Source organism: Mycobacterium sp. (assembly GCF_036273375.1).
In the GTDB taxonomy this organism is placed as follows: Bacteria; Actinomycetota; Actinomycetes; order Mycobacteriales; family Mycobacteriaceae; genus Mycobacterium.
This window is the reverse complement of sequence record NZ_DASUHS010000020.1, coordinates 1-22,964: the sequence shown is the minus strand read 5'-3', so window position 1 is coordinate 22,964 and position 22,964 is coordinate 1. Positions and strand designations below refer to the sequence as shown.

The window sequence follows — 22,964 nt, the reverse complement described above, 5'->3', positions numbered from 1 at the left end:
ATTTCAATACCCACGTTCAGGGCCTGCGTGACGATGCTTTCGCCGCTGGATCCAGTGGGGTCACTCACTATGCGCCCGCGCTCATGGTCGACTCGGCTGCGATGCTCGTTCCCCCTGTTGGTGTGCCTTGAAAAACGGAATCAGGTATTCGATCACGACTTGGCGTCGGCACGCTATGAGGATAGGTGTTGCGCCTGCGTCGGCGAATAAATCCTGGGCTTGAACGTCGCCATCACCGGCAAGCGCAGCGTTACGCCACCGGCCACCGGCACACGGACCGTCACGTAGACAACCTGCATGTCCAGACCCATTTGGAGGCGCATCTCCCGGAGGGGCTCGGTCTGCACGCCCAGGCCCATTTCCCGTAAGCGCGCGCCGAGGCCGCGTTGAAACGACTCGGCCGGATCTGACGGTGTGGGAACGCTAGGTGCCGAATGGCCCTGGCTGCCCACACTCAGAGAAAAGATGGGTGGCCGGTTGTTCGCCGTCGGAGTCGTCATGGCTCGACTCTACTCCGAAGAAATGGTGCCGAACGATGAAAACCATGCTGACCAGTACAAGTAGCCCCGCCGTGGCTCTGCGTGCGAGCGCTGGTGTGCCAGATCGCCGCACTCGACAACCAAGACGTCAATCAGGGCGGGCTTGTGCGCGACGAAGGCCTGGTCTATCCAGGTAAACGCGGTGTGAATTGTCTGGACGGAGTTGCGCCGCGGTAGCGCGGGCGACACGGCTGCCCTGACACTATTGTGGTGATGAATACCGCCGCCTCTCATACCAGCAACTTCTGCCGCTCAGTGCTGCGCTGGCTGCGCGCCGGCTACCCCGAGGGGGTCCCCGGGCCCGACCGCGTGCCGCTGCTGGCGTTGTTGCGCAGCACCCCGCTGACCGAAGAACAGATCGCCGAGGTGGTGCACAACATCACCGCGGATGGATCCTCGGCGATCGCTGACGGTGTGATCGACCGCGAAGAGATCGCCCATTTCATCTCCGACATGACGCACTACGACGCGGGGCCGGAGAACATCATCCGGGTGGCCGCCACGCTGGCCGCGGTCGGGTGGCCGCTGGCCGGCATCGACGTCAGCGAGGTCATCCCCGGTGACGAGTGGGGTGAGGCCGCGGAGATCGCCGCGCGCAGTGCAGCATCCAACAGCGCTCCGGGCCTTCCGCTTTAGGGCGCATCAGCGCCCTTAGCGCCCTACAGCTTCGAGATATCGATGACGAAGCGGTAGCGCACGTCGCTGGCCAGGACGCGCTCGTAGGCTTCGTTGATGTAGTCGGGCTCGATGAGCTCGATTTCCGGCGTCACGTCGTGCTCGGCGCAGAAGTCCAGCATCTCCTGGGTCTCGGCGATGCCGCCGATGTTCGACCCGGACAAGCTGCGGCGCGCCAGCGCCAGCGAGAACGCGCCCACCTCCATGGGGTGTTCGGGAATGCCCAATTCGACGAGCGTGCCGTCGACGTCGAGCAGGCTCAGATAATCGTTCAGGTTCAGGTTCGCCGAGACGGTGTTCAGGATCAGGTCGAAGCTGTTGCGCAGTTTCTTGAAGGTCTCGCGCTCGGCGGTGGCGTAGTAGTGCTTGGCTCCCAGCCGCAGTCCGTCCTCCATCTTTTTCAGTGATTGCGACAGCACCGTCACTTCGGCGCCCATCGCCGCGCCGAGCTTGACGCCCATGTGGCCCAGCCCGCCCAGGCCGATGATCGCCAGGCGGGTGCCCTGGCCGGCTTTCCAGTGGCGCAGCGGCGAGAATAGCGTGACGCCCGCGCACAGCAGCGGCGCCGCCTTGTCCAGCGGCAACGAATCGGGGATGCGCAAGACGAAGTTTTCGTCCACGACGATCGCCTGGCTGTAGCCGCCCTGCGTGGTCGTGCCGTCCTTGTCGGTGGCGTTGTAGGTGAAGGTCGTGCCCCGGCTGCAGTACTGCTCGAGGCCGGCCTTACAACTGCTGCACTGGCCGCAGGAGTTCACCATGCAGCCGACGCCGACGTGGTCGCCCGCCTTGTGCTTGGTGACTTCGGAGCCGACTGCGGTCACGACGCCGGCGATCTCGTGGCCCACGACCAGCGGGTAATGCGGTGTGCCCCATTCGCCTTTGGCCGTGTGAATATCGGAGTGGCAGATTCCGGCGAACTTGATGTCGATAGCCACGTCGTGCGGGCCCGGGTCACGCCGCTCGATGGTGGTCTTGGTCAGCGGTCCCGTCGGCGAGGTGGCCGCGTACGCCGAAACTGTGCTCATGAAATTCCCTCTTCGATTCGATACGTCATCAAAAAGAAGTTTAGCTAAGGTAATAGTTATTCCGCCAACGGGCGGGCGAAGATCACGTTATGACGAATTATGCGTTTTCGGCTGCCGCCGTCAGTTGATCGGGGCGTTCACCAGGCGCAGGTCGTCGACGATGCCGCGGGCGGCGATCAGGCCCTCGCCGGCTTGCCATATCTCGTTGTTGACGATGTAGACCCGGTTGTCATGGTTGGCCGACAGCTTGCGCCACGGGTTGCTGTCCAGGATCGTGGCGGCCCGATCGGCGGCGGCCGGGGTGTCGCAGGACACGTAGACCACGTCGGCGTCGGCGATCGAAAGGTCCGGATTCTTCGACAGGTCCGCGTCGCTGGCCCCGATCTCGATGTAGGGCTTGTCGGTGAATCGCTGGGGGGCCGGCCGGTCCACGCCGACCGCACCGAGCACGGTGGCCGGGAAGTTGTTGGCGCCGTACACCCGGATCGTGCCCGCGGTCAGCTGCACGATTGACGCCTGGAAGTGGGAGGCGTCGTGCCGCGCGCCGATGTCGGTGGCTCGCTGGGAAAAACCGCTGATCAACGAGTTCACCGCGGCGCCGCGGCCGGTGGCGGCGCCGACGGCGCGCAGGTTGTTCTGCCACGCCGCGCCGGGTGCTGCGGTGAACACCGTCGGGGCGATCGCGGTCAGCTGCGGGTACAGCGTCGGCGTCAGCCCCTGCGACCCCAGGATCAGGTCAGGGTGGGTGGCGGCGATCGCCCTCGGATCCGGGTGGGAGCGGGTGCCGACCCCGGGCACGCCGCGCACCGCGCCGCCCAGATAGGCGGGCTGACTCGAGGACCCGTCCGGCAACGCCGCGCCGACCACCCGCGACTGCAGGCCCAGCGCGCACAACGTGTCGAGCTGGTCGCCGGAGAGCACCACGATGCGCTGCGGGTCGGCGGGCACCTGCACGACGTCCGGGTCGACGCCCGCGGCGTTGTGGACCGGCCGTTTCGAGGAGCCCGGATCGGCCGCGGCGGCGTCCCGCGCGCACGAGGCGTCGGAGCGGCGGTCGTTTCCGAGCACGCCGGCGCCCGCGATCTGGGTGGTGGGGGTGACCAGGGAACGGGCCGGCGTCTGGCCGGCGGGCTTGTCGGATCCGCAGCCGCTGCACGCCAGGATGACCGCCGCCGTCACCACGGTCGCCACGGCCGACCGGGCCGGTCTGATGACGCCGAACAACACGCATCAGACGCTAACATCCGGCCAGCGTGGCGATCGCGAGCGCGGCGGAGCCGGGCGAAGCGGGTCGCCACGATCCGACCCGCCCGGCGCCGCGCCGACGAACACGCCGCACCGGTGAGCCACTTACGACAGTTTGTAGGACCAGCCCTGACGGCGCCGTGATCGACGGCTAAGATTCGTCTCAATACTGATTTTGGGCCAGGGTCCGATCTGGATGTTTGGAGAAGCTGTTGACAGCCGAAGCGCCCCCCTTGGGTGAACTCGAGGCCGTTCGTCCGTACCCGGACCGCATGGGCCCCAAAGGGAACCTCGTCTACAAACTGATCACCACCACCGATCACAAGATGATCGGCATCATGTATACGGTCACCTGCTTCGCCTTCTTCTTCATAGGCGGGCTGATGGCATTGCTGATGCGCACCGAGCTGGCCGCCCCCGGGCTGCAGTTCCTGTCCAACGAGCAGTACAACCAGCTGTTCACCATGCACGGCACGATCATGCTGCTGCTGTATGCCACCCCGGTGGTGTTCGGATTCGCCAACTTGGTGCTCCCGCTGCAAATCGGCGCCCCGGATGTGGCCTTCCCGCGGCTGAACGCGTTCTCGTTCTGGCTGTTCCTGTTCGGCGGGCTGATCGCGGCGTCTGGCTTCATCGTCCCGGGCGGGGCGGCCGACTTCGGCTGGACCGCCTACACGCCCCTATCCGACGCCGTGCATTCACCCGGGGCCGGGGGAGATTTGTGGATCACCGGCCTGATCGTCGCCGGTCTGGGCACCATCCTGGGTGCGGTCAACATGATCACCACCGTGGTGTGCATGCGCGCGCCCGGCATGACCATGTTCCGGATGCCGATCTTCACCTGGAACATCCTGGTGACCTCGATCCTGATCCTGATCGCGTTCCCGATCCTGACCGCGGCCCTGTTCGGGCTGGCCGCCGACCGACATCTGGGCGCCCATGTCTACGACGCCGCCAATGGCGGAGTCCTGTTGTGGCAACACTTGTTCTGGTTCTTCGGCCATCCCGAGGTGTACATCATCGCGCTGCCGTTCTTCGGCATCGTCACCGAGATCTTCCCGGTGTTCTCGCGCAAGCCCGTCTTCGGTTACACCACCCTGGTGTACGCGACCCTGTCGATCGCCGCCCTGTCGGTCGCGGTGTGGGCGCACCACATGTTCGCCACCGGAGCCGTTCTGCTGCCGTTCTTCTCGTTCATGACCTATCTGATCGCGGTGCCGACCGGGATCAAGTTCTTCAACTGGATCGGCACAATGTGGAAGGGGCAGATCACCTTTGAGACGCCGATGCTGTTCTGCGTCGGCTTCCTCATCACGTTCCTGCTGGGTGGGCTGACCGGTGTGATGCTGGCCAGCCCGCCGCTGGACTTCCACGTCACCGACAGCTATTTCGTGGTCGCGCACTTCCACTACGTGCTGTTCGGCACCATCGTGTTCGCCACGTTCGCCGGGGTGTACTTCTGGTTCCCGAAGATGACCGGCCGGCTGCTTGACGAGCGGCTGGGCAAGCTGCACTTCTGGTTGACGTTCATCGGGTTCCACACCACCTTCCTGGTGCAGCACTGGCTGGGCGACCTGGGCATGCCGCGCCGCTACGCCGACTACCTGCCCAGCGACGGCTTCCAGCCCTACAACGTCGCGTCGACGGTAGGCGCCTTCATCCTGGGCGCGTCGATGTTCCCGTTCGTCTGGAACGTCTTCAAGAGCTGGCGTTACGGCGAGGTCGTCACGGTCGACGACCCGTGGGGCTACGGCAACTCGCTTGAGTGGGCGACCAGCTGCCCGCCGCCGCGGCACAACTTCACCGAGCTGCCCCGAATCCGTTCGGAGCGACCGGCATTCGAGTTGCACTACCCACACATGGTGGAGCGGCTTCGCGCCGAGGCGCATATCGGCCGCCACGCCACGGCTTTCGAATCGCCGAAGGGCTTCGGTCCGCGAACCGAACCCGATCGGTCGACTGCCGAGCAGTAGCGGCGGCTGTCGGGAGTGAACTCACCACCGAAGGTGTCGGTGCTGATCACCGTCACCGGCGTGGATCAACCAGGCGTGACAGCGAACCTGTTGGAGGCGCTGTCGGGGCACGGAGTCGAGCTGCTCAACGTCGAGCAGGTGGTGATCCGGCACCGCCTGACGCTGGGCGTGCTGGTGTGCTGCCCGGCCGAGGTCGCCGACAGCGCGCAGTTGCGCGATGACGTCGAATCGGCCATCCGCAAGTTGGACCTGGATGTCAGCATCGAACGCAGCAACGACGTGCCCATCATGCGGGAGCCCTCGACCCACACCATTTACGTGCTGGGCCGGCCCATCACCGCCAGTGCGTTCGGCGCGGTGGCCCATGAGGTGGCGGGTCTTGGCGTCAACATCGACCTGATCCGCGGTGTTTCCGACTATCCGGTGATCGGCCTGGAGCTGCGGGTCTCGGTGCCGCCGGGCGCGGACGGGGCGCTGCGGACCGCCCTGAACCGGGTGTCCAGCGAGCAACAGGTCGATGTGGCGGTCGAGGCCGTCAGCCTGGAACGACGGGCCAAGCGGCTCATCGTATTTGACGTCGACTCGACGCTGGTACAGGGCGAGGTCATCGAGATGCTGGCGGCCAGGGCCGGCGCCGAGGGCAAGGTCGCCGCAATCACCGACGCCGCGATGCGCGGCGAGCTGGACTTCGCGCAGTCGCTCGAGCAGCGGGTGGCGACGCTGGCGGGTCTGCCCGCCAGCGTGATCGACGAGGTCGCCGATGCGCTGGAATTGATGCCCGGCGCCCGCACCACGCTACGGACCTTGCGGCGCTTGGGTTATGCCTGCGGAGTGGTGTCCGGGGGGTTCCGCGGGATCATCGAGCCGCTGGCCGAGGAGCTGATGATCGACTATGTCGCGGCCAACGAGCTGGAGATCATCGACGGCACACTCACCGGCCGGGTGATCGGGCCGATCGTCGACCGGGCCGGAAAAGCCTCGGCGTTAAGGGAATTCGCAAACCAAGTCGGGGTGCCGATGGCACAGACCGTCGCGGTGGGCGACGGCGCCAACGACATCGACATGCTGGCCGCGGCCGGATTGGGGATCGCGTTCAACGCCAAACCCGCACTGCGCGAGGTCGCCGATGCGTCGCTGAGCCATCCTTATCTGGACACGGTGCTGCTCCTGTTGGGTGTGACCCGCGGCGAAATCGAGGCTGCCGACGCGGTCGACGGCGAGGTCCGCCGGGTGGAGATCCCGCCCAACCCGTAGCGACCCGGCAGGTATTCGAGCGTCGCGGTACGGCACGATGGTCGGGTGCCCGAAAACGGAAGCGAGTCAGCCGACCCCGATCTGCTGCTCGACTTCAGGCAGGTATTGCTAAGGCGCGGCGGCAACGTCTTGGTCGGCCCGCTGGATTGGGCGGTTGAACTCGACGAACGCTGGGTGATCGTCGGGCCCAACGGGGCCGGCAAGACCTCGCTGCTGCGGATCGCCGCGGCGGCCGAACATCCCTCGTCCGGCACCGCTTTCGTGCTCGGCGAGCGACTGGGCCGGGTCGATGTGACCGAGTTGCGCTCGCGGATCGGGCTCAGCTCGTCGGCTTTGGCGCAGCGAATACCCACCGACGAAGTGGTTCGCGATCTCGTTGTCTCGGCCGGCTACGCGGTGCTGGGCAGGTGGCGGGAGCGCTACGAGGACGTCGACTACCGGCGCGCGATCGACATGCTGGAGAGCCTGGGCGCCGAGCACCTCGCGGACCGCACCTACGGAACGCTGTCGGAAGGCGAGCGCAAGCGGGTGCTGATCGCCCGCGCGCTGATGACCGACCCCGAGCTGCTGCTGCTCGACGAGCCCGCGGCCGGCCTGGATTTGGGCGGTCGCGAGGAGTTGGTCGCGCGGCTGGCCGACCTGGCCGCCGACCCCGAGGCTCCCGCCCTGGTGCTGGTCACCCACCACGTCGAGGAGATCCCGCCCGGGTTCAGTCACTGCATGCTGCTTTCGGAAGCCGAAGTGGTCGCCGCGGGATTGCTGACCGACGTGCTGACCTCGGAGAACCTGTCCACCGCATTCGGCCAAGCGATCGCGCTCGACGTCGTCGACGGGCGCTACTTCGCGCGGCGAATTCGTACCCGCGCAGCCCACCGGAGGCCGCTATGACGCCACCCGACGAAGCCCCGCTGGTCGCACGGCCGGCCGCGACCGTGATGCTGGTTCGCGACGACCCGGGCGGCATCGCGGTCTTCCTGATGCGCAGGCACGCCAAGATGGAGTTTGCCGCCGGGACGATGGTGTTCCCCGGCGGCGGTGTCGACGACCGCGACCGCAACGCCGATATCGCCTGGGCAGGCCCGCCACCGGAGTGGTGGGGCGACCGCTTCGGCATAGAACGCGATCTGGCTGAGGCGCTGGTCTGCGCCGCGGCGCGCGAGACGTTCGAGGAGTCCGGGGTGCTGTTCGCCGGACCGGCCGGCGACCCGGACGGCATCGTCGACGACGCTTCGGTTTACGGCGAGGCCCGGCGCGCGCTGGCCGACGGGACGTTGTCTTTCGCGGACTTCCTGCGCCGGGAGAACCTGGAGTTGCGCTCGGATCTGTTGCGGCCGTGGGCCAACTGGGTGACGCCGGAGGCCGAGCGCACCCGGCGTTACGACACCTTCTTCTTCGTGGGTGCGCTGCCGCAGGGCCAGCGCGCCGACGGGGAGAACACCGAATCGGACCGGGCGGGCTGGACGACGCCGGAGGCGGCCATCGACGACTTCTCGGCCGGCCGCAGCTTCTTGCTGCCCCCGACCTGGACTCAGCTGGACTCGCTGGCCGGGCGGACCGTCGCCGACGTGCTGGCCCTCGAACGCCAGATCGTGCCCGTGCAGCCGCACCTGGAGATCCAGGGCGACAACTGGGTGTTCGAGTTCTTCGATTCCGACCGCTACCACCAGGCGCGGGAAGCGGGCGGCCTGGGATGGCGGCATTGAGCGAGTTCGTCGGCGTGGTGGTCAGCGACGGCTCGCAGGACGCCGGGCTGGCCATGTTGCTGCTCTCGCGCCCCCCGACGAACGCGATGACTCGCCAGGTCTATCGGGAGGTCATCGCGGCCGCCGACGAATTGGGCCGGCGCGACGACGTCGCAGTGGTGATCCTTTTCGGCGGCCACGAGATCTTCTCCGCGGGTGACGACATGCCCGAGTTGCGGACGCTGCGGGGCTCCGAGGCCGAGAGCGTGGCACGGGTCCGGCAGGAAGCCGTCGACGCCGTGGCGGCGATCCCCAAACCGACCGTCGCCGCGATCACCGGATACGCGTTGGGCGCCGGGCTCACGCTGGCCCTGGCCGCCGACTGGCGGATCGGCGGGGACAACGTGAAGTTCGGGGCGACCGAAATCCTGGCCGGCCTGGTGCCCGGAGGCGATGCGATGGCGCGCCTGACCCGGGTGGTCGGCGCGAGTAAGGCCAAGGAGCTGGTGTTCAGCGGCCGCTTCTTCGACGCCGAGGAAGCCCTGGCGCTGGGCGTCATCGACGAAATGGTGGCCCCCGACGATGTGTACGACGCCGCCGCCGCGTGGGCGCGCCGCTTTCTCGACGGGCCACGGCAGGCGCTGGCCGCCGCGAAGGCCGGGATCAACGACGTCTTCGATCTGGGACTGCACGAGCGGCTCGCCGCCGAACGCCGGCGCTACGTCGAGGTGTTCACTGCTGGTCAGGGCGGTGGCGATAGGGCGGATCCCGGGGGCCGTTAGGCTGCCCTGCATGACCAGTTCGACCGACGCCGTTCCGACGCCCCACGCCACCGCCGAGCAGGTGGAAGCCGCCCGGCACGACAGCAAGCTGGCCCAGGTGCTCTACCACGACTGGGAAGCCGAGAGTTACGACGACAAGTGGTCGATCTCCTATGATCAGCGCTGCATCGACTACGCGCGGGGCCGCTTCGACGCCATCGTGCCGGACGAGGTCCTGCGCGTGCTGCCCTACGACCGGGCCCTCGAATTGGGCTGTGGCACAGGGTTTTTCCTGCTCAACCTGATCCAGTCCGGGGTCGCCCGGCGCGGATCGGTGACCGACCTGTCGCCGGGCATGGTCAAGGTCGCCACCCGCAACGGGCAGTCGCTGGGCCTCGACATCGACGGCCGGGTCGCCGACGCCGAGGGCATCCCCTACGAGGACAACACCTTCGACCTGGTCGTGGGGCACGCCGTGTTGCATCACATTCCCGATGTGGAGCTGTCGCTGCGCGAGGTGATCCGGGTGCTGCGCCCCGGCGGCCGGTTCGTCTTCGCCGGCGAGCCGACCACCGTTGGTAACACCTACGCCCGCACGCTGGCGGACCTGACGTGGAATCTCACCATCCGCGCGGTGAAGCTGCCCGGGCTTAACAGCTGGCGCCGACCGCAGGCCGAGCTTGACGAGAACTCGCGTGCCGCCGCCTTGGAGTGGATAGTCGACCTGCACACCTTCGAGCCGCGCGACCTTGAGCGGATGGCCACCAACGCCGGCGCGATGCAGGTCGCGACCGCCAGTGAAGAGTTCACCGCCGCGATGTTCGGCTGGCCGGTGCGCACCTTCGAGTCAACGGTGCCCCCCGGCCGCCTGGGTTGGGGCTGGGCGAAATTCGCGTTCAACGGCTGGAAGACACTGAGCTGGGTCGACGCCAACATCTGGCGGCACGTGGCGCCCAAGGGCTGGTTCTACAACGTGATGGTGACCGGGGTCAAACCCTCCTGAGCGCTGGGCTGCGCTTCAGCACGAACGATGTCGGCTATCTGCGGTCGCACGCGGGTGCTGCGGCCCTGGCGGCGGTCGCCGAACTCGAACTGACCGACGACACCCGGGTCGGCGACATCGCCGCGGCGCGCGCCGAATTCGGCGACCGGGCCCCGGTGCTGGTGGAGACGGTCTTACTGCGCCGACGCGCCGCCGACAAGCTGAGCGAGCTGGGAGTGTCGGATTGGCTGTTCACCGACGAGGCGCTGCAGCAGGCCACCGCGGCGCCGGTGGCCTTGCACCGGGCCGGACGGCTGGCCGCCGGCGGCGGCGTCGTGCACGACGCGACCTGTTCGATCGGCACCGAGCTCGCCGCGCTGCGGGTCTGCGGGGTCACCGCGGTGGGCAGCGATATCGATCCGGTGCGGCTGTCGATGGCGCGCCACAACGCGGGGGAGTCGGCCTGGATCTGCCGTGCGGACGCGCTGCGCCCGGTCACCCGCGACGCCGTTCTCGTCGTCGATCCGGCCCGGCGCGTCGAGGGTCGGCGGCGGCTGCGCATCGACGACTACCAGCCCGGGCTGGGATCGCTGCTCGACGCCTACCGCGACCGGGAATTCATCGTAAAGTGCGCTCCTGGAATCGATTTCGGCCAGGTACGACGTCTCGGTTTCGACGCAGAAATCGAGGTGACGTCGTATCGCGGCTCGGTCCGAGAAGCCTGCCTGTGGTCGGCCGGACTGGCGCATCCCGGCGTGGGCCGGCGGGCCAACCTCCTGGATCGCGGCGAGCAGCTCACCGACATCGACCCCGACGACTGCGCGGTGCGGCCGGTCGGACAGTGGATCGTCGACCCGGACGGCGCCGTGGTGCGGTCCGGGCTGGTGCGCCACTACGGCGCGCGGCATGGACTGTGGCAGCTTGATCCCGATATCGCCTACCTCTCCGGCGATCGGCTGCCGGCGGCCGACCGCGGTTTCGAGGTGCTCGAGCAACTGGTCTTCGACGAACGTCGGCTCCGCCAGGCACTATCGGTGCTGGACTGCGGGTCGCTGGAGGTCCTGGTGCGCGGGGTCCGGGTAGACCCGGACGCGTTGCGCAAACGGATGCGGCTGCGTGGGAGCCGGTCGCTGTCGGTGGTCATCGCCCGCATCGGTGCACGGACCTCGAGCCGGGCGATGGCGTTCGTTTGCCAACCCTCCCGATAGCGCCGGGTACGCTGGCGGCGTCACTTCCCCGGGGCACCGGCCCTGGCTAGTCTGCGAGGACACTTCCACGATGCGTTATCTGATAGCCGCTGCGCTGCTCGCGGCGGCGGTCCTGGTGGGCTGGCCGGCCGCGGCCGAGCCGCCGTCGTGCGCCAGCCTGGGCGGCAGCGTTGAGACCGGCCAGATGTGCCATCTGCCCGCCACCGGACCCAACTACATGCTCAACATGAGCTTTCCCGCCGACTATCCCGACGGACAGGCGCTGGCCGACTACATCACCCAGAACCGGAACGGCTTCGTCGCCGTGGCGCAGAGTTCCGGGGGGCGTGACCAGCCCTACCAGCTAGAGGCCACCACCGAGCAACACTTCGCCGGGCAGCCGCCGCACAACACCCGAAGCGTCGTGCTCAAGTTCTTCCAGGACGTCGGGGGAGCGCACTCGTCGATCTGGTACAAGGCGTTCAATTACAACCTCGGTACCAAGCAGCCCATCACCTTCGACAACCTGTTCCTACCGGGCGCTACGCCGCTGGACGCCATCTACCCGATCGTGCAGCGCGACCTGCAACGTCAAACCCCTTTGGGCGCCGCGGTTTTGCCGTCGACGGGACATGACCCGACGCACTATCAGAACTTCGCCATCACCGACGATCAGCTGATCTTCTACTTCGCCCCGGGCGAGATGCTGCCGGCGCTCGCCGGGCCGTTGCAGGCCCAGGTACCGCGCAACGCCATTCCGCCGCTGGCGATCTGATGCTCAGACCGGTCCGGCCTGCAACTCCATCGCCACGGCGGCGAGCACCAGCGCCACCTGCGCGACACAACCTATCAGCGGGATGATGAAGGCCCGTCGTTTCTGCCGCACCAGGAAGTACACGGCGACCACGATGTCGATGACCAACAGGGCGGCCCCGCCCCAGGTGCCCAGGTCCATGGCCCGGTCGAGCCAGGCGGGATCGCCGCATTTTTGGTACCCGCAGGGATCAGTGGTCATCACGAGCAGGCCCAGCAGCACAAAACTCGCCGTGTACAGGCCGCCGTGGATGACCAGCAAGACCAATGTGGCCACGATGTCGGCGGCGCTGCTCCGCGGGCTTGCTGTGGTGTTGGTTGTCGCGACGCCTGGCGTCGCGGGCTCGTCGATCGGCACCTCAGAGGTATGTCCGCGTCAGGCCGGCGCGAAACCGTAGACCTGGCCGTCGCTGGTGGCCGCGACCACCCGGCGATCGGTGCCGACCGATACCCCGACCGGATACCCGGTGGCCGCCGGCATCGGAAAACTGTCCAGCGTGCGGCCGCTGCCCGGATCGAAGACGAGCAGCGACATGCCTGGGGCGCCGTTTGCCGGTGGACCGCTGGCCACCGCGTAGCCGACGCCGGTACCGGCCAGGCTCGACGTCGATAGGGGCAGGACGTCGTCGCGGCGCCACGCCTGATCGGCGTGATCACCGGCATCCTTGAACGCCACCAGCTTCGTATCGGGGCCGCCGCCGGCCACGATCAACCCCTGCGGGGTGACCGAGGGCGGCGTCTGTGCCAAGAACCCCAGGGGCGCCGACCATTTCACTTTCGCGTCGGCAGCACGCAGCGCCCACAGTCGTTGGTCACGACCGTTGACGTAGACGGTCGACCCGTCGGCCGACAACACCGGGCTGGCGATGACACCGGCGCCCACGGCGTCGCTAGTCCATTCGCGGGTCAGCAGCGGCGTCTGCCCGGGGTGATACTTCAGCCCCACTAGACCCGCGGCGGGAGCGCCGGGCTGCCAGACGCCGAGCACCACCATCCCGTTAGCGGCCGAGAAGGCGGGGGCGGCCGCGACCGGACAGCCCTGCCGGGCCGGCGCGCAATCGGCCAACCCGCGTGCGGCGTCGGTGGGGTCGACGCCGTCGACCAGGTCGAGTGGGCTGCCGACCACCTGGCCGCGATGAGAGTCGAAGGCCAGCACCTGGCCAAGGTGCGTGGCCACGAGCAGTTCGCCTTGCCCGACGAACCGCGGCGTGGTGGGCATGCCGATGACCGCTTGGCGCCACCGCGTCCATTGCGTCACCGGGAAAGACAGGAACGCTCCGGGCTGGCCGACGTAGAGATTGTCGAAACCGTCGAGTAGCGGGCCGCCGAAGCCGCCGCCCTGGGCCAGGCGCACGCACCAGCGCTGCCGCCCGTTGTCGTTGTTCTCCCACTCCATCAGCGAGCATCCCGCCGAGGTCTGAGCGTTGACGGCCAGATAACCGCGCGCGCTCAGCGCCGGTCCGGCGCCCAGGCTTCCCTTCACCGACCGGGTCCACTGCAGCGAGAGCTTGGTGGCCCCGCCGGTGTTGGTGTAGCTGCTGTTGGCGGCGTCGGCGTACTGCGCGGCCCAGCCCTGCGCGGCCGAGGCGTCGACCCATGAGTCGGTATTGCCGCAGGCGCCGAGCACGACCGCGAGCACAGCGGCCAGCACTACCGATGACCAACGCCGGAGCCCACTGACGAGTTGTCGGGCAAGCACCTTCGGTTTTCCAAATCCTTCTTGCGAGGCGGGCCGCTCGCGGCAGACCCGGCCGTTCGGCGGCAATCGAGTACAGGTGAGGGTAACCCGTGGCGGTTCGCGGGCTCGTATATGACCGAGTTAGGCTGTCCGGCCATGACGAGCATGTGGGGTGCCCCGGTGCACCGCCGCTGGCGTGGATCGAACCTCCGAGACCCGCGCCAGGCCAAGTTCCTCACGCTGGCCTCGCTGAGATGGGTGCTACGCAACCGCGCGTACACACCGTGGTACCTGGTGCGCTATTGGCGGCTGCTGAAGTTCAAACTGGCCAACCCGCACATCATCACCCGCGGCATGGTGTTTCTCGGCAAAGGCGTGGAGATCCACGCGACGCCCGAACTCTCGCAGCTCGAGATCGGCCGGTGGGTGCACATCGGCGACAAGAACACCATCCGCGCGCATGAGGGCTCGCTGCGGTTCGGCGACAAGGTGGTGCTGGGTCGCGACAACGTCATCAACGCCTACCTCGACGTCGAGCTCGGCGATTCGGTGTTGATGGCCGACTGGTGCTACGTCTGCGATTTCGACCACCGCATGGACAACATCGACATGCCGATCAAGGACCAGGGCATCGTCAAGTCCCCGGTCCGGATCGGCCCGGACACCTGGGTGGGCGTGAAGGTATCGGTGCTGCGTGGCACGTCCGTCGGACGGGGTTGCGTGCTGGGGTCTCACGCGGTGGTCCGCGGGGTCATCCCGGACTACTCCATCGCGGTCGGCGCACCGGCCAAGGTGGTCAAGAACCGCCAGCTCGCCTGGGAGAGTTCGGCCGCGCAACGCGCCGAACTGGCCGCGGCGCTAGCCGACATCGAACGCAAAAAGGCCGCCCACTAGCCGGCGGCCTGCGGCTGCTCGTCGACCTTGAAATGGAAGTTGACGTCGCCGGCGTCGACGTCCGTCACGGTCACCAGCACGCCGTACTTATCTTTGCCGTCCGTCAGCTGACACCGTAACGTCGCGCCCGCAACGCCTTTCAGGTTGTCGGGGCAGGTGACCGCATCCGGCTTTCTGCCCACCTGCTGGCCCACTTGGGTGCTGATCGCGCTGGCGACCTGGTTCTTGTCGACGGTCTCCACCATGTCGAACTTGACGTCGTTCCCATCGACGCTGGTCACCGTGACGTTGACGTTGAAGGGCCGGTCTTTGACCTTCATGTCGCAGTTGATCTGTGCTCCGACCTTCCCGGGCAGATCGTTCGGGCAGTTCACCGACTCGGGCTTGTTGCCGGCCGCGTCGGTCATTTTGGCGGTGATCTGGCCGGCGACATCGCTCTTGCTCACCGAGCGCGAGGACCCGATGGAACACGAACAGGCGCCGATGCCCGCGACGAGGCCGGCCGCCGCGGCCGAAATCAGCAGCGTCCGGATGGTGAAGAAGTTGTTCATTGTCGCCTCCCCGAATGACGGTGAATTGGCTGATCCTGCCACGGCCGATCGGCTTGGGGGCGACGATTCAGCAAACATCTGACGGTCGGTGTGGCCGTTGCTGCATTCCCGACCCGCCAAAGGCCACTCGTGTCACATCAGTAACGTCACCGCACCATAAACCGGTTTTGAAATCCGCGAGCGCGGGGGCTAGCACGTCGGAGAAGGCGCACGTCAGTTCGCGGTGCCGGCGCCGACGCCGGGATGGCGAACCGCAGTCAGATGCTCCGGTAGCGCCGCAGCGCCTCGGTGCGCTCGGCGGCGTGGTCGACGATGGGCGCCGGGTAGCCGTCCGGCCGCTCGCCCTTGCGCAGGTGTACTTCGTCGGCAGCGCGCAGTTCGGGTACCCAGCGCCGGATGTAATCGCCCGACGGGTCGAACTTCTCGCCCTGCGTGATCGGGTTGAACACCCGGAAGTAGGGCGCGGCATCGGTACCGCTGCCCGCACACCACTGCCAGCCGTGCTGGTTGTTCGCCATGTCGCCGTCCACCAGCTGGTCCAGGAACCATTCGGCGCCCCATTGCCACGGCAGGTGAAGGTCCTTGACCAGAAACGAGGCCACGATCATCCGCACCCGGTTGTGCATGAAGCCGGTGTCGCGCAGTTGACGCATTCCGGCGTCGACGAAGGGAAAACCGGTCTCGCCTGCTTTCCACGCCTCGAAGCGGCGTTTGGCCTCGGCGCCGGTGTCGGTCTGGATGCCGTCAAAATCGCTGTTCCAGTTGCGCCAGGTGCTGGCGGGCCAGTGGTGCAGCACGTCGGCGTAGAAGTCGCGAAAGGCCAACTCCCGCAGAAAGGCTTGCGCCCCGCTGCCGCGCGGATCCAGGGCGGCGACCAGGGTGCGGGGATGAATGGCGCCGAATTTCAGGTACGCCGACATGCGGCTGGTCCCGTTCAGGTCGGGCCTGTTGCGGTTCTCGGTATAGCTCTGTAATCCGTTGTCGACGAAGTACTTCCACTGTTTTCGCGCGGCGGCCTCGCCCGCGGCTAGCTCGAGGGCGGACCCGGGATCGGGGATCTCGCACTGCTTGATCCGCAGCTGCGCCGGATCCAGCCAGCGTGCGGAGTTCGCGTTCGACTTCGCCGGTTCGCGCCAGCCGGTCTTGCGCCACTGCCGCAGAAACGGGGTGAACACTTTGTAGGGCGAGCCGTCCGGCTTGGCGACACGGCCGGGCGAGACCAGATACGGCGACCCCGTCGCCACCAGCGGCACCGAATCCAGTGCCGCGCGCACCCGCTCGTCGCGGCGCTTCCCGAACGGTGCGAAATCTTCGGAAATGTGCACCGAGGACGCGCCGATCTCCTTAGCGATGCGCGGGATCTGCGTGTCGGGCTGCCCGCGGGTGATCAGCAGCCGGCCGTCAAGATCGTCGCGCAGCCGCCGCAGCGAGTCGCCCAGGTACTGCAGCCGGCGTTGTCCCGACGACTTTTCCAGGCGTGGGTCGAGCACAAAGCAGGCGAGCACCTCATCGTTCTCGGCCGCGGCGATGAGCGCCGGATGGTCACGCAACCGCAGATCGCGGCGAAACCACAACAATGCCGGCATGATCTAGCGGTTGAGTCGCCAGATGTGCGTGGACAGGATGGTCGCGAAGCCACACCACAGCGGGTAGGGCAGCAGTGCCAGCCCGCCGCGGGGTGTGGCTTGGGCCGTGCGTCTGGCCAGATCGGTGCTGCTGGCCGTCAGCGCCGCGGCGCCGACCGCGGACGCGCCGAGTTTGTGGTAGCCGAAGAACAGCCAACTCCATCCGGCGTTGAGGAGCAGGTTCACCGCCAGCGCCACGGTGTAGTTGCGTGCCTTGTCATGCTGCCCCGTCGCGCGAAACCGGTCGAGAGTTACCGCCGACGCGGCCGCGATGTCACCGTAGAGCGCGGTCCACACGGTGGGGAAGGCGGCACGGGGTGGCTGGTAGGAGGGCTTGCGAAGTTGTGAGTACCACCGGGGAATGGCGTTGCTGCTGGCGATGCTTCCGGTGCCGGCGGCTGCGGCGACGGCCAGGCTGGTCGCCGCCAGTATCGACCTGTTCACAGTGTGCTCCGCTCTGGTTGTTTCCGGTCAGCTTGTTGCTCAACGGGTTTGGGGTCAGGGTGGGTGGGCCACCAGATCCGGTCGCCGATGAGGGCGAACAGGGCCGGGATGACCAGCGTGCGCACCACGAAGGTGTCGAGCAAGATTCCCAGGCCTACGATGATCCCCAATTGGGTCAGGACGATCAGTGGCAATACCCCGAGAACGCAGAACACCGCGGCCAAGACGATTCCCGCGCTGGTGATTACGCCCCCGGTCGCCGACACCGCGCGCACCATCCCCCCGCGGGCGCCGTACTGCGCGGCTTCCTCGCGGGCCCGGGTGACCAAGAAAATCGTGTAGTCCACGCCGAGGGCCGCCAAGAACAGGAAGGCGAACAACGGCGTGGTGTTGTCCAGCGCCGGGAAGCCGAAGACGTGCAGGCTCGCCCAGCCGCCCACGCCCAGCGCCGCCAGCGCGCCCAGAATCGTTGCGGCCAGCAGCGTCGGTGGCGCGAGGGCCGACCGCAGCAGCAGGTAAAGGACGATGAGGATGACGGTCAGGATCGCCGGGATCAGCAGCACCCGGTCATGCGTGGCCGCATCACGAACGTCCAGGGCCTGTGCGTCGGCGCCGCCCACCAGGGCGTGGGGGTCGGCGGCCCGTGTCGAATCTCGCAGCGCGGCAACGATGCTGAAGGCCTGCTTTGACGAGGGCGGTGCGTCGATCACCACCGACCACTTCGTCAGCCCGGATCCCGATCGGCCGGATTCGCTCACCGACACGACGCCGGGGGTGGACGTTATTGCCTGCTGCACCGGTGAAGCGTGATCGCCTGCGCTGACGACCAGTGTCGGGTTGGCCACGCCGGCCGGAAAATGTTCGGCCACAACGTTGTAACCGGTTACCGAATCCGCGCGTATCCGGAACTGCTCGGTCTGCGACAAGCCGATCCGAGTTCCGAACAAGCCTGTGCCCAGGGCAGCCAGCACCGCGATCGCGACAGTCGCGACCAGTGCGGGTCGCCCGCCCACCCATTGCGCGACGCGATGCCAGCCGCCGGAATCCAGGGTCTCGTCGTCCCCGGCGTGCGGGATGAAAGGCCAAAACAATCGCCGGCCGCAGACGGCCAGCAGCGGGGGCAGGAGCGCCAGCACCGAAATCGCGGCAACCACCAGGCCGCACGCCGCCAACGCGCCCAGGCTGCGGGTGCTCGGCGTGGACGCGAACAGCAGAGTCAGGAGCGCCAGCACCACGGTGGCATTGCTGGCGACGATGGCCGGCCCCGCCCTGCGCACGGCTCGACGCAACGCGGCGCGGTGCCCGGAATGGCGCCGGAGTTCTTGGCGATAGCGAGAAATCAACAACAGCGCGTAATTGGTGCCGGCACCGAAAACGAGCACGCTGGTGATCCCGGAAGTGGCGCCGTCGAAGCTCAACCCGGTCAGCGACGCCACCGCCGTGCCGACCGCCGCGGCCACGCGATCGGCGAAGCCAACCACGAGCAGCGGGACCAGCCACAGCACCGGGGAGCGGTAGGTGGCGATCAGCAGCAGTGCCACCACCGACGTCGTCACCGCGAGCAGGGTGATGTTGGCGCCTGTGAAGGCGCTGGCGATGTCGGCGCCGAACGCCGGGCCGCCGGTCACGTGAGCCTGCAGGTCTGCGGGCAGACCATTGGCCGCGGCCGTGCGCAGTGCGGCGACCGCGTCGCCCAGGGCAAGCCCGGACAGGTTGGCGCTGATCGGCGCCACGCCGAGGGCGGCCTGTGCGTCCCGCGACGGCGTCAGAGGTACCGCGATCGCTCCGGGCTGGGCCGCCTGCACTCGATTTAGCGCGGCCTGGGCGGCGGCGATATCGGACGGACTGAGGACCCCACCATCGGTGCGGCTGACCACCACTATCAGTGGGGCTTTGTCACCCCCGGGAAACTGCTTGGCCAGGGCGTCGACCTGCGCCGATTGCGAATCGAGTGGAATGGACTGCGGCGATTGGCCGGCGGCGGCATTGGCGCCGATGAGAACCATGAATGCGACACCCAGCAGGGCCGTGACCAGCGCGAGCAGCCAGGAACGCCGGCCCGTCACAGCGGCGGCCACGGAATCCCACATCACGAACACAACCCTTTCAGTTTGTTAAACATTAATCAACTGAAATGACGCATCGCCAGGCGGCAGGGCCTGCGGTGCGCAACAGGGGGCACTATGGACATTATGAATGCGGGGCGGGAGCAGCGTCGGATGCCAGGGGTACCTTCGATGACCGCTGACCGAAGGGAGATGAAGCGCCGCAAGCGGCGGCACATCGACGTCTGCCTGAACGAGCCGGTCGGCTATGAGGGCGTCACCACTGGGCTGGATCGCTACGAATTGCCGTACAACGCGCTGACTCAGACAAATCTGGGCGACATCGAGTTGTCCACCGGCTTTTTCGGCGTCAACCTGCGGTCTCCGATACTCATCGGTGCGATGACCGGGGGCGCCGAGTTGTCCCGGACGATCAACCGCAATCTGGCCGCGGCCGCCCAGCAGCTGGGTCTGGGCATGATGCTGGGTTCGCAGCGGATCATGCTGGACAGTGCGCTCGGGGAGCGCGCCGCCCAGAGTTTCACAGTGCGCGATGTGGCCCCGGATGTCTTGCTGTTCGGCAACATCGGCCTGGCTCAGTTGACGAAGACCGCGGTGCCGGATCTGGTGAAGGCCCTCGACCGGGTGGGCGCCGATGCGCTTGCCGTGCATACCAATCCGCTCCAGGAAGCGATGCAGCACAACGGTGACACGGATTTCTCCGGGTCGCTGAGCCGGTTGCGCGAGGCGGCCGACACCATTGACTATCCGGTGCTGCTCAAGGAGGTCGGCCACGGGATCGGTGGCGCGGCGGCCGCGGAGCTCGTCGGGGCTGAGGGCGAATTGCCGGTCGCCGGAATCGACGTCGCGGGTGCCGGTGGCACATCGTGGTCGCGGGTGGAGCAGTTCGTGCGATACGGCGAACTGCGTTATCCGCACCTGGCTGATTGGGGTATCCCCACCGCCCGCGCCATCGTGGAGGTGCGTGAGGTTCTGCCGGCGATCCCATTGGTGGCCTCCGGTGGTATCCGTACCGGTATGGATGCGGCCAAGGCGATCGCCTTGGGTGCCGATGTGGTGGCGATAGCACGGCCGCTGCTGCCCGCCGCGATTGAATCAACTGCGGCCGTAGTCGATTGGCTGCAGCCGTTCATCGACGAGCTTCGAATCTGCCTGCACGGCAGTGGCGCCGCAAAGCTGGCGGACCTGCGCGATGTCGACCTCATCGGCATGCACTAGGTACGCGCGACGTGGCTGTCATCCTGGCGTACGGGTCGCCTGCGTTGGGGCATCTGCTGCCGATGGGGGCGCTGCTGGCCGAGCTGACCCGGCGCGGCCATGACGTTCATCTTCGCACCATGTCGGCCGGCGTCTCGACGATGCGATCGGCCGGCGTGCACACCGAGCCGGTTGACCCGGCGATCGAAGCCATTGCAGGGAACGACTGGCAGGCACGAAACGCCCTGGGAGTGCTGAAGTCAACGATCGACGTGCTGTGCCGGCGAGCGGTGCTGGAAGTCGACGACTTTCGGCGTGCGGTGGACGCGATCCGACCGGATGCGCTCATCGTGGATGCGAACTGCTGGGGGGCTTTGTCGGTCGCGGACGCGGGGAACATCCCGTGGCTGCTCTTCTCACCGTTCACCCCGTACCTGCGCTCCCGTGGAGTGCCACCTTTCGGTCCCGGAATGCGTCCGCTACCTGGCGTTGCCGGCTACATCCGTGATGCCGGGGTGCGATCGATCGTCACGCACGTGTTCGACCGGCCAATGTTGCCCCGCATCAACGCCATTCGGTCTGAGCTGGGCGTGCCACCGGTGACATCGGTGGACGGCTTCATACGGCGCGCGCCCCTGGTGTTAGCCGTGGGCGGTGAGCCGTTCGAATACCCGCACTCCGGATGGGCCGGCCTGGTGCACCATATCGGCGCCTGCGTATTCGAGCCCACAACGACGGCGACACCGCGGTGGATCGACGCCATCGATCGTCCGATGGTGCTGGTGAACACCTCCTCGCTGCGGCAGGCCGACGAGGTCCTGGGACGAATCGCCTTGCGAGCGCTGGCCGATGAGGATGTCCATGTGGTGGCGACGTTCCCGGCGGGTATACCCGCCGATCTGCCGCGGCCCGCGAACGCGACCATCCGCCGATTCGTGCCGCACGGCGCCATACTCGACAAGGCCAGCTGCGCCATCACGCATGGGGGGATGGGCACGACGCTGAAGGCCCTCGATCGCGGCGTACCGGTCTGCGTCGTGCCCTTCGCGCGCGACCAGGCCGAGGTCGCGCGGCGGGTGGAGGTTGCCCATTGCGGTACCCGCCTGGCCGCCAACAGGCTCACCGCGGCGCGGCTGAAGGCTAAGGTGCGCGAGGCGATGACGATGGTCGACGGCGCGCGACGGGTGGCCGCCGGATTCGCCGCCACGGGAGGCGCTGGCCGCGGTGCCGACCTGATCGAGCAGCGGCTACTGGGCTGCGTTGCCGAGCGGCCGGTTCACTAGTCGCCGCGTTTCGCCGGACTGCGACGGCCTTTCGCCGTCGGGCGCTTCGGCTCGGCGGCGGACGCTTTTGAACTGGTTGCGGCGAGTCGGGATTCGAAACCCGCCATTGCCTCGATCATCGACGTGAACACCCGATGTGCCGCCGCAAGGTCACGATCGGGAAGGGCGGCCAGCGCGGTATGTAGTTCGGCGCCAAGGGGAGTGAAAAACGACCGGGCCAGGGCCATCCCCGGTTTCTCGTAGCGAAGCAGGGTCTTGCGCCGGTCCTGGGGATCGGGCTCGCGCCGGACGTGGCCGGCGTCGATCATGCGATCGACGAGATAGGTGATGGCGGCCGGTGACACGTCCATGCGCCGTCGTAACCGTGCCGCGGTCAACGGTTCTCCGGCGGTTTCGGCAACCATGATGTGCAGCAACGCGTGGAAGTCGGTGCCGCTGACATCGTTTTGGCGGGCGAAGTGCCGGCCGATGCGGTCGGACTGCGCAGTGATCGCGCGCATGTCGGCCGACATCAGTTTCTCGAGTTCGGCCCGGTCTAATCGCCGGTCAGCGGCGGCGCGCTTGGTCACTTACCCGCATCCTTCTTGCAAGATACGCCGGCCAGCGTATCGGCGACCGCTGATCGCGGCCGGCGAAACGCTCGGGCGTTTCTCCTTTGTAGCCCATTTCGGGCAAACGCTGAGTGCAAACACGCCCGCAGCGTTCGCGGTGCGATCGGTGGCACTCAGCCTACGGCACCCGCGGCAGGTAGCGGCGGCTTGGCCGCACCCGGCAGGCACTATCAGGACTTTGCGGGGTCGTGGCCCCAGTTCATCAAGGAGTATCGCCACGGGCTCTCGCCGATGTTGCCGTGCGGACGTTGCGCCAGGTGGCGTTTGGCGTAGCCGACCGGTAAGTCCGCGTGGATCCTGTTGACGCGCGTCACTTTGCGCGACGTAGTGCCTCTGGCTTGTGCACCGCGTCCGCGCCCGTCTTGTCGCTGCGCACCTTGTACTGCGGCTCGTCTTTGGACGCCCGCACCGTACGTCCAGCGGCTTCGGCATCGGAGGTGATTTTGCCCTCGACCGTGCCCCGGACAGTGGTGCCGTGG

At 67.4% G+C, this 22,964-nt stretch carries 23 protein-coding genes; 12 read left to right on the top strand and 11 right to left on the bottom strand.

The genetic code is table 11. The annotated features are described in order from the left end of the window. Nucleotides 1-173: 173 nt before the first annotated feature. A complete protein-coding gene (locus VFW69_RS02340) occupies nt 174-500 on the bottom strand; it encodes a hypothetical protein (protein ID WP_526497769.1) in 327 nt (108 codons plus the stop codon). A 252-nt stretch (nt 501-752) separates the two neighbouring features. Between VFW69_RS02340 and VFW69_RS02335 the strand changes: the two genes are divergently transcribed. Further along, nucleotides 753-1,175: a DUF3349 domain-containing protein gene (locus VFW69_RS02335; RefSeq protein WP_526497767.1), complete on the top strand. Its 423-nt coding sequence runs from the start codon at nt 753-755 to the stop codon at nt 1,173-1,175. A gap of 23 nt (nt 1,176-1,198) precedes the next feature. Here the strand turns inward: VFW69_RS02335 and VFW69_RS02330 are convergent, their stop codons facing one another. Further along, complete coding sequence (locus VFW69_RS02330; protein ID WP_526497765.1) at nt 1,199-2,239, bottom strand: NAD(P)-dependent alcohol dehydrogenase; 1,041 nt, start codon at nt 2,237-2,239, stop codon at nt 1,199-1,201. 120 nt (nt 2,240-2,359) lie between these two features. Beyond that, nucleotides 2,360-3,466, bottom strand: a complete 1,107-nt coding sequence (locus VFW69_RS02325; RefSeq protein WP_526497763.1) for an iron-siderophore ABC transporter substrate-binding protein — start codon at nt 3,464-3,466, stop codon at nt 2,360-2,362. Between the two features lie 230 nt (nt 3,467-3,696). On the opposite strand from VFW69_RS02325, the gene ctaD reads away from it, so the two are divergent. The 8 genes from ctaD (at nt 3,697) to VFW69_RS02285 (ending at nt 12,098) form a co-directional block, all read left to right on the top strand. Continuing rightward, nucleotides 3,697-5,457, top strand: a complete 1,761-nt coding sequence (gene ctaD / locus VFW69_RS02320) for an aa3-type cytochrome oxidase subunit I (RefSeq protein WP_526497761.1) — start codon at nt 3,697-3,699, stop codon at nt 5,455-5,457. Nucleotides 5,458-5,472: 15 nt separating this feature from the next. Continuing rightward, nucleotides 5,473-6,711: a phosphoserine phosphatase SerB gene (serB, locus tag VFW69_RS02315; protein ID WP_526497759.1), complete on the top strand. Its 1,239-nt coding sequence runs from the start codon at nt 5,473-5,475 to the stop codon at nt 6,709-6,711. 45 nt (nt 6,712-6,756) lie between these two features. Beyond that, nucleotides 6,757-7,599, top strand: a complete 843-nt coding sequence (locus VFW69_RS02310) for an ABC transporter ATP-binding protein (RefSeq protein WP_526497757.1) — start codon at nt 6,757-6,759, stop codon at nt 7,597-7,599. Next, the gene (locus tag VFW69_RS02305; RefSeq protein WP_526497755.1) at nt 7,596-8,414 is read left to right on the top strand and encodes an NUDIX hydrolase; all 819 of its coding nucleotides are present in this window, start codon (nt 7,596-7,598) and stop codon (nt 8,412-8,414) included. The genes VFW69_RS02310 and VFW69_RS02305 overlap by 4 nt, the downstream gene beginning before the upstream one ends. Continuing rightward, a complete protein-coding gene (locus VFW69_RS02300; RefSeq protein ID WP_526497753.1) occupies nt 8,411-9,175 on the top strand; it encodes an enoyl-CoA hydratase in 765 nt (254 codons plus the stop codon). The genes VFW69_RS02305 and VFW69_RS02300 overlap by 4 nt, the downstream gene beginning before the upstream one ends. A 10-nt stretch (nt 9,176-9,185) precedes the next feature. Next, nucleotides 9,186-10,157, top strand: coding sequence for a class I SAM-dependent methyltransferase (locus VFW69_RS02295; RefSeq protein WP_526497751.1), 972 nt, complete (start codon nt 9,186-9,188; stop codon nt 10,155-10,157). Continuing rightward, complete coding sequence (locus tag VFW69_RS02290) at nt 10,115-11,344, top strand: THUMP-like domain-containing protein (protein WP_526497775.1); 1,230 nt, start codon at nt 10,115-10,117, stop codon at nt 11,342-11,344. Before VFW69_RS02295 ends, VFW69_RS02290 begins: the two co-directional genes overlap by 43 nt. A 70-nt stretch (nt 11,345-11,414) precedes the next feature. After that, nucleotides 11,415-12,098 (top strand): esterase, encoded by a 684-nt coding sequence (locus VFW69_RS02285; RefSeq protein WP_526497749.1) that lies wholly within the window; start codon nt 11,415-11,417, stop codon nt 12,096-12,098. Between the two features lie 3 nt (nt 12,099-12,101). Here the strand turns inward: VFW69_RS02285 and VFW69_RS02280 are convergent, their stop codons facing one another. Next, entirely contained in the window at nt 12,102-12,494 is a 393-nt protein-coding gene (locus VFW69_RS02280) for a hypothetical protein (RefSeq protein WP_526497747.1), read from the bottom strand. Nucleotides 12,495-12,512: 18 nt separating this feature from the next. Next, nucleotides 12,513-13,835, bottom strand: a complete 1,323-nt coding sequence (locus tag VFW69_RS02275) for a BamB-related PQQ repeat family beta-propellar protein (protein ID WP_526497745.1) — start codon at nt 13,833-13,835, stop codon at nt 12,513-12,515. Nucleotides 13,836-13,970: 135 nt separating this feature from the next. On the opposite strand from VFW69_RS02275, the gene VFW69_RS02270 reads away from it, so the two are divergent. Next, nucleotides 13,971-14,708, top strand: coding sequence for an acyltransferase (locus tag VFW69_RS02270; RefSeq protein WP_526497743.1), 738 nt, complete (start codon nt 13,971-13,973; stop codon nt 14,706-14,708). Here VFW69_RS02270 and VFW69_RS02265 read toward each other — a convergent pair. From VFW69_RS02265 to VFW69_RS02250, 4 genes are all read right to left on the bottom strand, one after another. Beyond that, entirely contained in the window at nt 14,705-15,259 is a 555-nt protein-coding gene (locus VFW69_RS02265) for an anti-apoptotic protein (RefSeq protein ID WP_526497741.1), read from the bottom strand. The genes VFW69_RS02270 and VFW69_RS02265 overlap by 4 nt on opposite strands. 257 nt (nt 15,260-15,516) lie before the next feature. Further along, nucleotides 15,517-16,845 (bottom strand): cryptochrome/photolyase family protein, encoded by a 1,329-nt coding sequence (locus VFW69_RS02260; protein ID WP_526497739.1) that lies wholly within the window; start codon nt 16,843-16,845, stop codon nt 15,517-15,519. Nucleotides 16,846-16,848: 3 nt separating this feature from the next. Next, complete coding sequence (locus tag VFW69_RS02255; protein WP_526497737.1) at nt 16,849-17,328, bottom strand: TspO/MBR family protein; 480 nt, start codon at nt 17,326-17,328, stop codon at nt 16,849-16,851. Continuing rightward, complete coding sequence (locus tag VFW69_RS02250) at nt 17,325-19,418, bottom strand: MMPL family transporter (protein WP_526497773.1); 2,094 nt, start codon at nt 19,416-19,418, stop codon at nt 17,325-17,327. Before VFW69_RS02250 ends, VFW69_RS02255 begins: the two co-directional genes overlap by 4 nt. A 147-nt stretch (nt 19,419-19,565) precedes the next feature. Here VFW69_RS02250 and fni point away from each other — a divergent pair, with 147 nt between their 5' ends. Next, nucleotides 19,566-20,612 carry a type 2 isopentenyl-diphosphate Delta-isomerase gene (fni, locus tag VFW69_RS02245; protein WP_526497735.1) on the top strand — a complete coding sequence of 349 codons (1,047 nt, stop codon included), beginning with the start codon at nt 19,566-19,568 and terminating at the stop codon, nt 20,610-20,612. An 11-nt stretch (nt 20,613-20,623) separates the two neighbouring features. Then, a complete protein-coding gene (locus tag VFW69_RS02240; RefSeq protein ID WP_526497733.1) occupies nt 20,624-21,874 on the top strand; it encodes a glycosyltransferase in 1,251 nt (416 codons plus the stop codon). Here the strand turns inward: VFW69_RS02240 and VFW69_RS02235 are convergent. Together VFW69_RS02235 and VFW69_RS02230 are read right to left on the bottom strand one after the other, a co-directional pair. Next, nucleotides 21,871-22,443: a MarR family winged helix-turn-helix transcriptional regulator gene (locus VFW69_RS02235; RefSeq protein ID WP_526497731.1), complete on the bottom strand. Its 573-nt coding sequence runs from the start codon at nt 22,441-22,443 to the stop codon at nt 21,871-21,873. The genes VFW69_RS02240 and VFW69_RS02235 overlap by 4 nt on opposite strands. 352 nt (nt 22,444-22,795) lie before the next feature. Then, a partial coding sequence (locus tag VFW69_RS02230; protein WP_526497771.1) for an HVA1 family protein occupies nt 22,796-22,964 on the bottom strand: 169 nt, incomplete at its 5' end.

Excerpts from the sequence above, each read along its gene's own strand:
- VFW69_RS02340 (WP_526497769.1), bottom strand. The coding sequence starts at position 500 with ATGACGACTCCGACGGCGAACAACCGGCCACCCATCTTTTCTCTGAGT.
- VFW69_RS02335 (WP_526497767.1), top strand. The coding sequence starts at position 753 with ATGAATACCGCCGCCTCTCATACCAGCAACTTCTGCCGCTCAGTGCTG.
- VFW69_RS02330 (WP_526497765.1), bottom strand. The coding sequence starts at position 2,239 with ATGAGCACAGTTTCGGCGTACGCGGCCACCTCGCCGACGGGACCGCTG.
- VFW69_RS02305 (WP_526497755.1), top strand. The coding sequence starts at position 7,596 with ATGACGCCACCCGACGAAGCCCCGCTGGTCGCACGGCCGGCCGCGACC.
- VFW69_RS02295 (WP_526497751.1), top strand. The coding sequence starts at position 9,186 with ATGACCAGTTCGACCGACGCCGTTCCGACGCCCCACGCCACCGCCGAG.
- VFW69_RS02285 (WP_526497749.1), top strand. The coding sequence starts at position 11,415 with ATGCGTTATCTGATAGCCGCTGCGCTGCTCGCGGCGGCGGTCCTGGTG.
- VFW69_RS02270 (WP_526497743.1), top strand. The coding sequence starts at position 13,971 with ATGACGAGCATGTGGGGTGCCCCGGTGCACCGCCGCTGGCGTGGATCG.
- VFW69_RS02265 (WP_526497741.1), bottom strand. The coding sequence starts at position 15,259 with ATGAACAACTTCTTCACCATCCGGACGCTGCTGATTTCGGCCGCGGCG.
- VFW69_RS02260 (WP_526497739.1), bottom strand. The coding sequence starts at position 16,845 with ATGCCGGCATTGTTGTGGTTTCGCCGCGATCTGCGGTTGCGTGACCAT.
- VFW69_RS02250 (WP_526497773.1), bottom strand. The coding sequence starts at position 19,418 with ATGTGGGATTCCGTGGCCGCCGCTGTGACGGGCCGGCGTTCCTGGCTG.
- fni (WP_526497735.1), top strand. The coding sequence starts at position 19,566 with ATGACCGCTGACCGAAGGGAGATGAAGCGCCGCAAGCGGCGGCACATC.